The 13,015-nt window shown below is 66.4% G+C and carries 13 protein-coding genes, 2 pseudogenes and 1 other annotated feature; of the genes and pseudogenes, 7 read left to right on the top strand and 8 right to left on the bottom strand.

The window, feature by feature from the left end; all coding sequences use genetic code 11:
- The first annotated feature begins 1 nt into the window (after position 1).
- Positions 2-541 (top strand): substrate-binding domain-containing protein, encoded by a 540-nt coding sequence (locus IL992_RS47995; protein WP_319019082.1) that lies wholly within the window; start codon positions 2-4, stop codon positions 539-541.
- Between the two features lie 1,448 nt (positions 542-1,989).
- Here the strand turns inward: IL992_RS47995 and IL992_RS37510 are convergent.
- The 5 genes and pseudogenes from IL992_RS37510 to IL992_RS37490 all read right to left on the bottom strand — a co-directional run.
- Positions 1,990-2,172, bottom strand: a pseudogene (locus IL992_RS37510) (dsRBD fold-containing protein); the annotation flags it as partial.
- A gap of 54 nt (positions 2,173-2,226) precedes the next feature.
- The gene (locus IL992_RS37505) at positions 2,227-2,793 is read right to left on the bottom strand and encodes an RICIN domain-containing protein (protein ID WP_193208057.1); all 567 of its coding nucleotides are present in this window, start codon (positions 2,791-2,793) and stop codon (positions 2,227-2,229) included.
- 224 nt (positions 2,794-3,017) lie between these two features.
- On the bottom strand, positions 3,018-3,404 hold the full coding sequence (locus IL992_RS47025; RefSeq protein ID WP_226874524.1) for a transposase: 387 nt from the start codon (positions 3,402-3,404) through the stop codon (positions 3,018-3,020).
- The gene (locus tag IL992_RS37495) at positions 3,401-3,787 is read right to left on the bottom strand and encodes a hypothetical protein (protein WP_183541381.1); all 387 of its coding nucleotides are present in this window, start codon (positions 3,785-3,787) and stop codon (positions 3,401-3,403) included. The genes IL992_RS47025 and IL992_RS37495 overlap by 4 nt, the downstream gene beginning before the upstream one ends.
- A 28-nt stretch (positions 3,788-3,815) precedes the next feature.
- A complete protein-coding gene (locus IL992_RS37490; RefSeq protein WP_183541383.1) occupies positions 3,816-4,265 on the bottom strand; it encodes a hypothetical protein in 450 nt (149 codons plus the stop codon).
- Here IL992_RS37490 and IL992_RS37485 point away from each other — a divergent pair.
- The gene (locus IL992_RS37485) at positions 4,264-4,578 is read left to right on the top strand and encodes a hypothetical protein (RefSeq protein ID WP_193208056.1); all 315 of its coding nucleotides are present in this window, start codon (positions 4,264-4,266) and stop codon (positions 4,576-4,578) included. The two genes, IL992_RS37490 and IL992_RS37485, sit on opposite strands and share 2 nt — an antisense overlap.
- Before the next feature lie 241 nt (positions 4,579-4,819).
- Here the strand turns inward: IL992_RS37485 and IL992_RS37480 are convergent, their stop codons facing one another.
- Positions 4,820-4,990 (bottom strand): hypothetical protein, encoded by a 171-nt coding sequence (locus IL992_RS37480; RefSeq protein ID WP_193208055.1) that lies wholly within the window; start codon positions 4,988-4,990, stop codon positions 4,820-4,822.
- A gap of 378 nt (positions 4,991-5,368) precedes the next feature.
- Between IL992_RS37480 and IL992_RS37475 the strand changes: the two genes are divergently transcribed.
- A protein-coding gene (locus tag IL992_RS37475; protein ID WP_226874543.1) for an IS3 family transposase occupies positions 5,369-6,588 on the top strand; the annotation gives its coding sequence in 2 pieces (ribosomal slippage) (positions 5,369-5,654 and positions 5,654-6,588; 1,221 coding nt in all).
- Positions 5,647-5,760: a sequence feature (AL1L pseudoknot), on the top strand. Its footprint overlaps the gene before it by 114 nt.
- 482 nt (positions 6,589-7,070) lie before the next feature.
- Here the strand turns inward: IL992_RS37475 and IL992_RS37470 are convergent.
- Complete coding sequence (locus IL992_RS37470; protein ID WP_193208054.1) at positions 7,071-8,393, bottom strand: YcaO-like family protein; 1,323 nt, start codon at positions 8,391-8,393, stop codon at positions 7,071-7,073.
- 483 nt (positions 8,394-8,876) lie between these two features.
- Positions 8,877-9,137 (bottom strand): annotated as a pseudogene (locus IL992_RS37465) (acyl-CoA dehydrogenase family protein); the annotation flags it as partial.
- 774 nt (positions 9,138-9,911) lie between these two features.
- On the opposite strand from IL992_RS37465, the gene IL992_RS47990 reads away from it, so the two are divergent.
- From IL992_RS47990 to IL992_RS37445, 4 genes are all read left to right on the top strand, one after another.
- Positions 9,912-10,343, top strand: a complete 432-nt coding sequence (locus tag IL992_RS47990) for a DUF6461 domain-containing protein (protein ID WP_193208053.1) — start codon at positions 9,912-9,914, stop codon at positions 10,341-10,343.
- Between the two features lie 34 nt (positions 10,344-10,377).
- Positions 10,378-10,701: a DUF6461 domain-containing protein gene (locus tag IL992_RS47985; protein ID WP_193208052.1), complete on the top strand. Its 324-nt coding sequence runs from the start codon at positions 10,378-10,380 to the stop codon at positions 10,699-10,701.
- A 520-nt stretch (positions 10,702-11,221) separates the two neighbouring features.
- Positions 11,222-11,986 (top strand): NAD-dependent epimerase/dehydratase family protein, encoded by a 765-nt coding sequence (locus IL992_RS37450; protein WP_193208050.1) that lies wholly within the window; start codon positions 11,222-11,224, stop codon positions 11,984-11,986.
- Between the two features lie 454 nt (positions 11,987-12,440).
- On the top strand, positions 12,441-12,908 hold the full coding sequence (locus IL992_RS37445; RefSeq protein WP_193208125.1) for a hypothetical protein: 468 nt from the start codon (positions 12,441-12,443) through the stop codon (positions 12,906-12,908).
- The last annotated feature ends 107 nt before the right edge of the window (positions 12,909-13,015 follow it).

The following is a 13,015-nucleotide window of genomic DNA, read 5'->3' as shown; positions in this document are numbered from 1 at the left end:
CATGCACTCGATCAGCTTGGACAACGTCGAGGCCGGGCGGCTGATGGCCGTCCATCTGGCCGGGTGCGGGCGGTCGTCCATAGGCGTCGTGTCCTCGGGACGCCGCACGTCTCAGATCGAGCGCACGGCGGGGCTGAGGCGGGCCCTCGCGGACCTGGGGCTGCCCTTGCCCGAGGACGCGGTGATGGTCGCGGAAACCGAAGACGAGGTGAGCGGTGCCGTCGACACGCTGCTCGTCCGTGGCCGTGATCGCGGCGAGCCATTGGACGCGATCGTCTGCACCACCGGCCGACTCACCGTCGCGGTCCACGCGGCCCTCACCGCTCGCGGCATCGCCATCCCCGGCGACATCGCGTTCGTGACGATGGACGATTTTCCGTGGGCCACCGCGCTCGGGATCACCGTGATCGCCCAGCCCTCCTACCAGATGGGCCTGAAGGCGGGCGAACTCGTCGTCGACCGCCCCAGCGGGCCGGTCGAGTTGGTCTTCGCGCCTACGTTGGTCGCCCGCACCTCGTGCGGCGAGCGCCAGAAGGCCTGATCCCGTACCCCGGCAGCTCGGCGCTCCCGCCAAGCAGTCCAGCCCCGACTGCGCTGCCCACGGTCGTTCCCCACTCGCCTACCAGCGCAATGTGACCAGGCGTACAGCGGTGTGGGGTGAATCAGCGGGACCGAGCGGATCGTCGGGTGCGGCGGGAGGGGTATGTCCGCGGGCAGCAGGCTGAAGTGCTGCGTGTCGGCTGCCAGGTCTGCCAGGAAGTGGTCCAGTCCGAGATTCGTGCCTTCGGCGTGCTGGTGGATGCCGAAGGCCGTGGCGAAGCGGTGCAGGAAGTCCAGCCGGTGGATCGGGCCGGGGGTCCACAGCACGCCGTCGCGCAACTGTGCCGGACGGATCGCGGGGGCGTCCGCCAGCGGGTGGTCGGCGTGGAGGATCGCGTCCACAGGTTCGAGCCGTACCAGACGAGGGCGGCCACTTCGCCTCGCTGGAACGCCCCGCCCTCGTGGCCGACGATATCCGCGCGTTCTTCGCATCCCTTCGCTGACCTCGGCCCGAGACGAGGGTCGTTTCGTCGTACGTCAAGCAGACTGCTGGCGGGACAGTCCCGCCCGGGGACCAGGTGGGGACCACACGTCTTGCGCGCAGTCGAACAATCCGCACGTCACTAGACGCCGTCCGGAGTTACCTGAACGCCGTTGGGCTGCGAAAACGCCTACTCCAACGTCCTGGGGGTCAAGGGGTCGTGGGTTCAAATCCCGCCGTCCCGACACTGTTGTAGCAGGTCAGAGCCGTGATCATGAAAGAGTGATCACGGCTTATCTGTCTCTCGTTGCTCGTTGGTTGCTCGGACGAGCCGTCAGTTGCCGACACCCCGCTGCCCGTCATTGCCGCAGGCTGTCGCGTGTTCCGGCTCACCGACGTCAGTCCGGGACGCGAATGTTCAACGGGTAGCTCACAACCAGGGGTCATTTTGATCTACGACGTAAAGGCGTTCGCTTTCGTGCTCACCCAAGCATCCGGGCGTAAGGCGTCAGGAGTCACGATAGGAATCCCGTATGCGCGAGCCTTACGGGCCTTTCCGTCGCCGGTGAAGACGACGAGAGCGCCCGGCGGCAGTTCGAACCGGCTCGTCGGGCGCTGGGAGTTCTGGCCGCATCAGTCCGGGCGTCCTCGACGGCTTCGAGCGGCAGATGGAGCAGGGTGGCGACGAGGTTGAGCTCCTGGCGCTCGGCCTCAGCCACCACGCCGTCGGCCAGGGCGGCCCGGGCGATCGCGGTGAGATAGTGACGGTGCAGCCGGTCCAGGTCGGCTCGGTACAGTCCCAGCGTGGTCGCAAGATCGACAAGAGCGTCAGTCTCCGCAGCGGAAGGTGTACGCCGGAGGCGTGGCCCTTAAGGGAGGTACACAACGTGATCACTGGCGGAGTGCACCATGGGCCCGTGATCCAGGCAGGCCGGACCCGCGCTCCCGGACAATGGCGCGGCTGCCGGCTACCACAGACTGTTCCGCTCAGCGGGCGGGGCGACCTGGGCGATGTCCTTGGACGTGATGACCAGGAGCTTGTCCGTCAAGTCGGCAAGCGCGCGGGCCGTGGCGAGTTCGTCGCCGATTTCGGGGACCGAGGGGTCGGCGGGGTTGCGGCGTGCGTGTCCCGCACCGGCCAGGCGCCCGGCCTCGGACGATGCGACGGCGGGCCGCTGCGAGCGGTATTCCGTGCCGTGTCGTTTCTACCCCCCGCTGTACGCTTCCCAGACCATCTCAGGAGTGAAGCGGTTGTCGCTGCAGATCTTGATTCTGAGGAACTCCGGGCTGCCCACCGTGCTTTTACTCAGGCAGAACGGGTGATCGGGGTAGTAGGCGCGGGAGCGGAAGACGTACTTGTTGACACCCATCGGGACGGCCATCCAAACGGTGTTGCCACTGCACGGCCCGAGAACCACTGCATTACCGCCGTCCGGCGAGGACGCGGCGCCAAATGCGATGCATTGTCCCGTCAGTTTGTTCTCCAGTTTGACCTCGCCTATTTTGCCAGTTCTGGGAAACCTCACCTTCCAGAGCTGCGAATCTTTGGCGAACCCGCTCGCGTTCAACCGAACGAATCCATTGATCTTGCCGTCTGGGGCCCATTGCACGTCCATTGAGCGAAGGGCGAAGGGGGCGGTCTTGTCCTTCGTGGTGCCCCGGAGATGGAACCATCCGGCGGGCATGGCATTGGCGGGTGTCGCCGTGAGAGGAACGAGCCCCGCCGCCAGAATCGTGACGCCGGTCAGAGCGGTGAGTGTTGCGCGGCGCATCGGGTGTCCTTTCACAGTCGTGTAGTGAGGCACCTCTTATGTACGGCAGGGCACTTTCATCCGGACTGACGAACCTTGACGGCGGCTTAAGAGCCGCTTGATCAGATCTTTCGGCGGCGCCGGCCATACCGGGCGCTTGCTCACGTCGGGCACCGCGGGCGCCCGTGACGCCCGTACCGCTTCAGAATGGCTGCACAGCCTGTGAGCTGGGGTTCGCTCAGTGATCAACTTGCACGGTGGTACTCGTTCAGGAGGCCTGCGACGGCTTGTCGGCGTTCGATCCGGGTTGCCGGGAAGGGTACGACGTTCGGGTCGTCCAGAGGCGCGAGCTGGTTCCGGCCCTGATGCGGTCGATGCCCGTTGAAGTGGCGGGCGTAGTCGTGGAGGATCTTCTCGGCATGGCCGCGGTCGAAGATCAGTAGGCGGTCGGTGCACTCCTCGCGTACTGAACCGCGTTCGGCTGCTTGATGCCGAGCCGCTGCGCGACCTCGTCCCACGTAGCGCCGGCTTCCCGGGCGGCGGGCGGCGGCGACACCGGCCAGGGCGCGCTCCCGCCGCACCGACTGCAGCCAGTCGTCCCCCGCGCGGGGCGCGGTCACCGGCGCGGTCACCGGGGGCCGCCTTCCGGGGCGGCGGGCAGCCACGCTCGCACCGTCACCTTGACGCCCATGTGCCAGCCGGTGACGGTCAGTTCGCCCCCGGAGTTGCACGGCCCTCCGTCGTGCAGCGGCACCCACTCCGGGTCGGCCTGCAGGAACCCCGCCCAGGCGTGGACGGCGGCGGCGTGCTCGGCGAACCCGGCGTCGTCGCGCGGCGTGCCCGGCACCACCCCGCGCAGGAACGGCACCGCCACCTCCCGGGGCGGGTTGATCCAGACGAGCTCCGGCAAGTCCTCGGCCAGCAGGTCGGCCAGGACCAGCGCGGCGCGCGACTGCCTGCGCCGCGCGTCGTCGTCGGCGGGGCGCGTGGTCGTGATGTTCGGCAAAGTCCCCATGCGGGGCCTCCCTTCTCGTTGGGGACGGTCATGCCGCCCTCGGGGCGAACAGGTCCAGCTGCACCGGCTCCGGGCCGGGCGTCGGCTGGCCGACGGCAGGCAGCACCGCCGACCGGTCATGGGTGGGGCTGTCGGGATGGAGGGCGGCGTGGTGGATGCAGCAGGTGCCCAGGTGCCACTGGCAGCCGTCGACGAGCCGCCCGCCAGCCCGCCGCGCCTGGTACCAGCCTTCGTTGTGCTCCGACACCAGGGCGCGGGCCTCGGTCACGCTGGTGGCGGTCACGTAGATGTGGTTGTGGCACCCGCCGATCTCGCAGCCGATCGACACTCGCGCCGTCTTCCGGGCGGTGGTGCTGGGGAAGCGGGCCTCGTGCAGGGCCAGCGCGGCGGCCGCCGTCTCGACCGTGTACCAGGCGTCGTCGTCGCACCCGGCGTAGGTGCGGTGATCTGGGCAGCTGACCAGGATGTGCGCGGTCATGGCGCGTCGACCTCCTCCACGCGGGCCAGGCGCTCGGCCAGGTCCGGACTCCAGCACCGACCGCGGCTACCGCACCGAGTGGTCCGCGTACGTGACGGGCCGCGGCAGCGCCGCCGCCCTGGACGAGGCGCGGGCCGTGGCGGTCGCCGCCGTCGGCGTCTACATGCTCGACCTGGCCGACCTGATCCAGCAGGCCCGGGGCGACGACGCGACGACCATGCGCGCCATGGCCGGCCGTCCGTCCACAGGTACACGGCGGGCAGCGACCGCGGCGACACCATCCGGTGCAGCCCGTCGTTCGTCTTCGGGTTGACCGCCTCCACCCGCACGTGCGAGCCGAGGCGCGGCAGTGAGCTTGTCGACCGACTCCTTGAGCTTAACTACGAGTGCTACGCCGAAGAGGTCGCGAAGGGCCTCCACGAAGTCACCGTGAGCCCGGCCTACCGCGACAGCATGAGCTCCCTACGAAACATGTCTAGCCGCTCCCCCAGTTCTCGCATCTCCTGATTGAGCTCAGGAAATGGGAGTGTACCGAATACGTCAGTTGGAGCATCTCACTGCACGGAGCCGGAGGCGACGGCGGCGTCGAGTGCTACTACGGTGTAGCGGGTTTCGCGCCCAACGGGGTGATGGCCGTGGCCGAGCTCGTCAATCAGGTCTTCCCAGCCGTAAGCCCGGCAGACTGCCTCGTCGATCGCCTTATGGATGCGCCGTAACTCGACCAAGTGCCACCGCAGCATAGGCTGTGGGTCTGGGAAAAGGAGCCTACACAGGCAACGAGGGACCTGCCTATCATCGTATAGCGGTGGCTGAGGAAGGAAAGCTCTGAATTATCGCCTTCCCGTAACCATGAACTAATGATTAGCCGCAGCGAGACGATCGTATGAGCCTGGTATGGTAAGAATATTGGATCGTCAGCTTTGCGGTTGGATGGATCACCATCCTGCACTTTAGCTGCGCTCGCAACTGCATGTTGCTGATCTTCTTTGAACCGGGCTGGAAGATGCCAGGAGTTGCTCAGCAGCATGTCATGAACCACTCCGACTTTCGTGGAGGCCCTGAAGCCAGCATCATCTGCTGGCGGAAGGGAGAATCACGACACGATGCCAGCCCCGAGGAAGTACCCCCAAGAGCTTCGTGAGCGCGCGGTCCGGATGGTGTTCGAGGTCCGCCGGCAGACCGGCGGCGCTCCCGGCGCGATCGCCCGGGTGGCCGATCAGCTCGGCGTTCACCGCGAGGCGCTGCGCGGGTGGGTGCGCCAGGCCGAGATCGACGAGGGGCAGCGGCCGGGCACCTCGACCGCCGACGCTCAGCGGATCGCCGAGTTGGAGCGCGAGGTGCGTGAGCTGCGCCGCGCCAACGAGATCCTCAAGGCTGCGGCCGCTTTTTTCGCGGCGGAACTCGACCCACGGCCGCCCAGGTAGTCGCCTTCATCGACGCTCACCGCGATGCTTTCGGCGTCGAGCCGATCTGCCAGGTGTTGCAGGTGGCGACGTCGACGTACTACGCGGCCAAGGTGCGCCCGCCGTCCGCGCGGGCGGTGCGTGATGCCCAGCTCATGGCCGAGATCACCACGGTGTGGAACTACAACTTCGAGGTGTATGGCGGGCGCAAGATGTGCAAGGAACTCAACCGGCGCGGCACCCGCGTGGCCCGGTGCACCGTGGCCCGGCTGATGAAGCGCCTGGGGCTGGCCGGTGCGGTCCGCGGGGACCACAAGACGCGGACCACGATGACCGATGCCCTCACCGAGCGGCCCGCAGATCTGGTTAAACGCGACTTCACCGCCCCAGCCCCCAACCGGCTGTGGGTCGCCGACCTGACCTACATCCCCACCGCGTCGGGGTTCGTCTATGCGGCGCTGGTGATCGACGCCTTCTCGCGGATGATCGTCGGGTGGCGGCTGGCCGATCACCTGCGCACCGACCTGGCACTGGACGCGCTGGAGATGGCCATCTGGCGCCGCGGTGACGGCCGGCGGCTGGAGGGGTTGGTGCACCACTCCGACCGCGGCTGCCAATATCTGTCGATTCGCTACACCGAGCGCCTCGCGGGCGCCGGGGCGGTCTGCTCGGTCGGCTCCCGCGGGGACAGCTACGACAACGCCCTGGCCGAAAGCACCATCGGGCTGTACAAGACCGAGCTGATCCACCGGCGCGGCCCCTGGAACGGCCTGGACGACGTCGAGATCGCCACCATGGAATGGGTCGACTGGTACAACAACCGGCGTCTCCACAGCGCCTGCAACGACCTCCCACCAGCCGAATTCGAGACCCGCTACCGAACACAGATCGACCCGGCTATCCTCACCCCAGCCAGCTAACCCGGCCTCCACGAAACTCGGCGCGGTTCAGGACATCAATGGCCGACTTTCATAGCGCGTTCATCGAGTATTATCCGCCTACCAGCGAACAGCGCAAGAGAGCTATAACGCAAGGTCTCGTATGTCTGGACGCCAACGTTCTTCCGTCTCTGTTCCGCCGGAACGCGAAAGACTGCCGAAACCGTTGACAACTGCTGGAACATGAAATCCCAGCTCAAGCCCAGTCTTGGAGATCCACCGCAGGTCGGAGATCTGCCGCGAGAAGAACCCGGCCTACAGGCTGATTCGCCCGCTCAAATCGTGCGGGAGGACCGCAGGCACGGTCGCGCGGGGCATCGCACCCTAGGACGCGGATAGCCAATCTGGCAATCTGGGTAGCTTTGAGACGTGACTGCCCCCCACCACCAGCGCCGGGTCACCCGCACCTTCAGGAACCTCTCACGCCGCCCACCAGCACCAGTCGCCGGGTCAAACCACTGATATCAGCAGCCACGCCAGGCAGGAGGGCATGAGCGATCGACTGCCTTTCCCTGGTGAGTGCGGGGCTCGCCGAGGAGGGCAGCCGCGCCCGCGTCTTTCCGGACGACGTCGTGCCCGCGCTGGCCGGGCAGTACCAAATTGCCATCGATGATCAGCATGAAGCGTTCCAGGCCGGGCACGACGGCGTGCACTGCGACGATCTCTTCCGGAAGGGCGGCCACAAGACGCCAGTAGGGGATATAGCCGTGCGCGGACAGGATGGAGATCAGCTCGCTTAGCTGATCAGAAGGGTGATCGGGCGTGCCGCCGGCATGGCTGTAGGGAATCGTGCGGGCGTCGCGGAGGTGGTCGGTGAGGTCGAAGCGCCAGCATGCGTGGAGCTCCGGACAGTCGGCGAGCCTGGGGGGCTCGTCTCGGACGGGAGCGTCGGCCCCTGAGAGCGTTTCGCCCAGAGTCGTCTGGACGAGCTCCGTGAGGGCCCGCCAGGCGGCGTAGGAGGCGCTGAGCGATGTGCCGGCGCCCCGCCGATGCGGGCGGCGGGAGGTCGGAGCGGTGTAGGCGAGCATGGTGGGGACGTTGAGACCGCTGGTGATGTCTAGCAGATACACCGGCGAGCCGGTGAGTCGTTCGGCCGCCGAGTACGCGCGGGCCAGGTCGTGGGGAAGAGTGGCGGGATCGATCACGGTAGGACGGAAATCGGCATCGCAGAGGAAGGCCCGTACCAGAAGCAGGGAGAGTGCGTCGCGCTCAATGGTCTCGTTGAGGGCGTGCAGCAGCGCCTCGGCGGCGGTGACTCCGACAGCCGAACCGCTGTTGCAGCTGTAGCGCATCAGCTGGCCGTAATCGCAGACGTCCCCGGCCCGCTCGCGCAGCGAGCCTGCCCAGGTCTCGGCATACCATGGCGCCCACAGGAACAGCGGCACCGGGATCTCTCGTCCTCCTCCCAGCGCACGGTAGCGGCAGCACCCCAGCCGAGCGCCGGGTGTGCGGGCCAGCAACACACTGCAGGCCTCACGACGCAGCGGCCCGGTGACGATGTGAGCGGACTCGACCAGTTCCACGGACGTGGGATCGAACCAGTCCGGGCCTGTCAGATAGTGTTCGAGCGCCTCGAACAGCGCTCCGGCGCGCGCCTCCTCACGCCGTCCCTTTCCCATCCCCTGGGCCATCGGCGGACTGGCGCCCTCCTCGGTCAGCAGCCGGCAGGACCAGGCGCTGGGATCGCCGCCCCGGCCCACGTCGATGAGCTCCGGCGTCAGGCCCAGCTGGGTGAGCGCCGCCGTCACCCGCCTCATGGCGTCCCACAGCGGCACCACACGCTCCACGCCGAACGGCGAGCTCCCTCCCCACTTCGCCTCACTAGATCCGGACATCGGGGCCGCCCTTCGCTCGGGTACGGCAGGAGACAGAGGGGCATGGGCGAGATCCCACGCCCACCCTGCGGCTTGCAACGCCTATTTCTTGTTCAGCGGTTTCTTGATCTTCGCGGCCAGAAGCAGTTCTCCCAGTTGTTCACGTTCGGCTTTGGTCAGTTCCTGATGGTCTCTGTCCAGGGACTCGACTTTTTCGAAATCTCCAGCGCAACCCATGAGGCGACCTCCCTTCTGTGACCTTTCGCGGTCATATTTCCCCGGGACGTCGCCAACCAAAACAATGGCCACTCTACTTGCGACAAAAACATCACAACTTTGCCATCGCAGGCGTTTGCGCCCAGAAATTAGACGAATACTGGTAGCGGACACGCCAATATCATGGTTTTGCGGACGGCGAGAGGTCCGTCCCTCACGTTCAGGAGACCTCGGGCGGCAGCGGGCGATGAGCATGCGCTGCACCTCGCTGGTGCCCTCGCCGATCTCCAGGATCTTCGCGTCCCGGTAGAAGCGGCCGACGGGGAACTCGTTCATGAAGCCGTAGCCGCCGAAGATCTGGGTGGCGTCGCGGGCGTTGTCCATCGCGGCGTTGGACGACACGAGCTTGGCGATCGCCGCCTCCTTCTTGAACGGCAGACCGACCAGCATGCGCTCGGCGGCGTGGCAGTAGGCCAGCCGGGCCGCCCTGGCCTGAGCGATGAAGCTGCGTACCCTGCTCCGTTCCGCTACATCTAAGAGCTGCTAATGCCACGAGGTGAGGTGGTGCCAGCACGACAAGCACCCACGAAGAGCTGCGGGTGACGATGCTCGTGGCTGGGGGGGCGGCCGGTCGCTGCATGCGGAAGCAGATATAGGGACTGGGGACCATCCGGGGACCACACGTCATGCAAGGGGGCGCACAACCTGCACGTCACGAGACGTCGTTCATAGCTACCTGAAGGCGGTTGAGCTGCAAAGACGCCTATCCCCACGTCCTGGGGGTCAAGGGGTCGTGGGTTCAAATCCCGCCGTCCCGACACTGTTCTAGCAGGTCAGAGCCACAGTTCCCAAGATCGGGGATTGTGGCTTTTCTGTTGTTGTCACCCAGGTGTCATCAAGAGCCGCCCTGTCGGACCGTGCTGTCCGGTGACACATGTATGTCCAGCGTGTCACCGCATCCGCCGGTCCTCTGGCCGGGGCAGCGCCTTGTGTTCAAACGGACTGAGAGATCTACACCGTAAAGGACGCTGCTTCTGAACGGTGCATCTTGATCGACAACGCATCCTCACCGGGAGTCGGCGCAGACGCCCGTAGATGCCGCGGCGACCTTTCAGGCTACGAGTTGGTGGTCGTCGCTTGCCGCACCGACGCCGGGTGATGCGGAAGGCTGCGGCTGCGGGCAGCGCATTGTCACCTGTAGCGGGCATCGGTAGGTTCCGATCATGTCCGACGCCGACTTCACTCCGCTCTGAGTCACCCACCTGGCGTACGGGCGTGACATCGACGTGGCGATCCGGGGGGTGGGCGCGGGCCAATAGACACCCGGTCAGCGATCGCGGCCGGGTCGGTCACGGGCTCATCAACGCTTTCTTCGCCGCCAACCCGGAAGCGTACGAGCGGGCCGAGAAGACCGAGGCGGTCCATGCCACCGCCCGCACGCCCGGCGCCTCAACGGAAGACTATGCGCGGCAGGACGAGGGCCCGCCGGGACCGATCTACACGATCACCCTCGTCAGGGGAGTCGAGGAGCGCGAAGTGCTCCGGCGCCTGGGCGCCGCCACGGAACACATCCGCCTGATCGACGTGGATGAGTACCCCGCCTCCAGCCGCACCGAGATCGTCATGGTACGGCGGGCGGGAGACTGGACCCTCGTGATCGAGGAGTGCGGCTGGCGCGGCGTGCAACACGAGGTCATCGGTCGGTGAGCTACCCCGCGATGGCGGCGAGGCCGTCGCGGTGATGCGGCACGACTACGCCGCCAGGCAGGACTTCGCCTACGCCCTCGACGGTGAACTCGTCACCGGTTTCGATCCGAACCGGCCCGGAACCCGGTGGGGCACCACACCCAACCGGCTCAACCGGCATCTTCGCGAGCTCGGCATCGACCCGGCCTCCGATGACTGGATCGACAACGCCATCCAGGCCGTCCTCGCGCTCGCCGGCCGAATCTCCGAAGTCGTGGTCACACCCGCGCACGTCGAGCGTCCCGTTCTCGGTGCCGCAGGGGGCCCGAACTGCCGACGACTCTGTGCTACCCGTCTCCACAGCCCTGCTGCCGCTTGATCCGTCCGCGTCTGCGGGCGTCGGAGATGGTGGTCGCCAACTCGCGGCCATGGCGCATGACCGTAGCCAAGCCACGCGACGCCCTCGTCATCCAGATTGTTGTACACGTCCCGTGGCACCAGAAGTGGGACCATTACCAGGCTCTCGTCGGAACCGGACGGGGGGCTGTCTGTGACTAGATCACCGAGATCGTCCTCACGTCGGACTGCGGCCGGCTCCTGCATCACCGCCGCCGCATCATGAGCGTGACGGCTAGTTGTACTTTGTAGCAGTCCAGGGTCGTTTATCGGCTCAGGCGTGGGCGCCGATGAGCCGCAGGCGTTGACCTGGGTCGCGCAGCCAAAGCGATGTCCTCGACGCTGACGCGGTGGATGCGGGCCGGCTTTCTCTCCTTGCCGACGTCATTGGCCGTCGATGTCGCTGATCCGGGCCCGTGTTTCGGCTGCGGGTTCTCGTGCGGGAACGGCTCGTCAGGGATCGGGAGGTCGAGTGCGGCGCGCCCCCGCCCATGCCCCGCTGGGTGAAGACGTCCTTGATCGGAAGGCTACTGGCCGCCGAGGGCATGGTGATCCTGTCGATGCCGCTGCCCGCTTGCGTGATGATCGCAGACATGAGGATTCTGGTGCTTGGCGGGACGCGCTCCGTAGGCAGAGTGTTCGTCGAAGAGGCACTCGCCCAAGGGCATCAGGTGACCACATTCAACCGTGGTCAGACGGAGCAGGATGCTCTTGGAATAGAGGTCGTTCGGGGAGACAGGGAGAACAGATCCGACCTGCTGTCCTTGGTTCAAGGGCGGGAGTGGGACTGGGTGGTCGACACCAGTGGCTATGTTCCCCAGGTTGTCGGAAACGCCGCGCGTCTCTTATCCGACAGGGCGAGCGCGCACGTTTTCCTCTCCGCCATCTCCGTATATCCAGGCTGGCCGACTGAGCCGGTCAACGAGGACAGCGACGTCTACACTTGTCCAACCGCCGAAGATGAGGCGAACTGGTCCGCCGCACAGTACGGCGCCTACGAGGCCGGGTGCGAGCGCGCCGTACAGGAGGCGTTCGAAGGGCGGGTCAGTGTTCTGCCACCTGGGGTGATCCTGGGACCGCAGGAGAACGTCGGCCGGCTCACGTGGTGGCTGCGACGGATAGCGCAAGGCGGCCGGGTCCTGGCCCCGGGCCAGCCGGCCAAGCCGATCCAACCCGTCGACATCAGGGACCTGACGGCCTTCATGCTGAGCTGCCTTCAGCTTTCAACGTCACCGCATCCCAGGGCCACGCCACCTTCGGCAGCATGATCGAGGCGTGCCGCAAGGTGACGGGTTCTCAAGCAGAGTTCACGTGGGTGGACGACACGTTCCTTGTCGAACATGACGTGAGGCAATGGACGGAGATCCCACTGTGGCGGACTCCTGGAGGGAACCTGGGCGGTGGACTCCACGAAGACGACAGCCGCTGGCCTCACCTGCCGCTCCATCGAGGCCACCGTCCGCGATACCTACGGGTGGCTCAAGGAGAGCGGCGGCCCCTCCGCCTACGATCGTCAGTCTCACCATGAGGTGTCGAAAGAGCAGGAATATGAACTCCTAAAGGTCTGGGACCGTCGCTATAGCAGGGACATAGTGCCCTGAGGGAGGGCACCCCTACGAGTCGCCCAGAGAGACATGGTGCCACCCGAGCTCTAATCAGACGCCGAAGATGGAACCATGTCATCCCGAAGCTCTCAAGCGCCGGTCACGGTGCAATGAGCACGTGGGGAAGATTATCTTCGACATCCAGCCGATACCGGCGTCGCGGTATCACCACACCGTCCACCATGGCCTTGCCGTCTCCCGTGGCCTCCACCCTGCGAGTGCAGGGGAGCATAGGAAGCTCGGCCATCTCCCGGTCCTGGCGCTCCAGCGCGACGAGATACTCCGGATGCTCAAGGAGCGGAACGCCCCCGAGCAAAATCCCTGCCTCGGCATCCGCCACCCGGATATGGAGGGGAGCATCGTGCCGCCGGCAGCGCAGTTCGTGCTGAAGCGTCCTGCTCGCCGACTTCCATGTCCCGTAGTTCCTGATGATCGCCTACCGGTCCTCCGGCGCGTACTCGTACGCGATCTCATCGGTATGGCCGCCGTCCTCACAGGCGACCTTGCGGTTCCCATTCATAGGGCACCCTTCTCTTGTCCGATGACCGGCCCCACACTTCTCTTCGGAAGGAGGCTTCGCGTGTGATGAACTGCGGGCTGTCCCCGCGCTGCCCGGCGGTGACGAGCAGGGACAGCACCTTCTGGCCCTGCTCGCACGCCAGGTGAATCTTGGTGGTCAGCCCGCCGCGGGAA

The sequence above is a fragment of the Microbispora sitophila genome (assembly GCF_014892245.1).
GTDB classification, from domain to species: domain Bacteria; phylum Actinomycetota; class Actinomycetes; order Streptosporangiales; family Streptosporangiaceae; genus Microbispora; species Microbispora siamensis.
The sequence above is the reverse complement of the archived record's forward strand: the minus strand, read 5'-3'. Positions and strand labels throughout refer to the sequence as shown.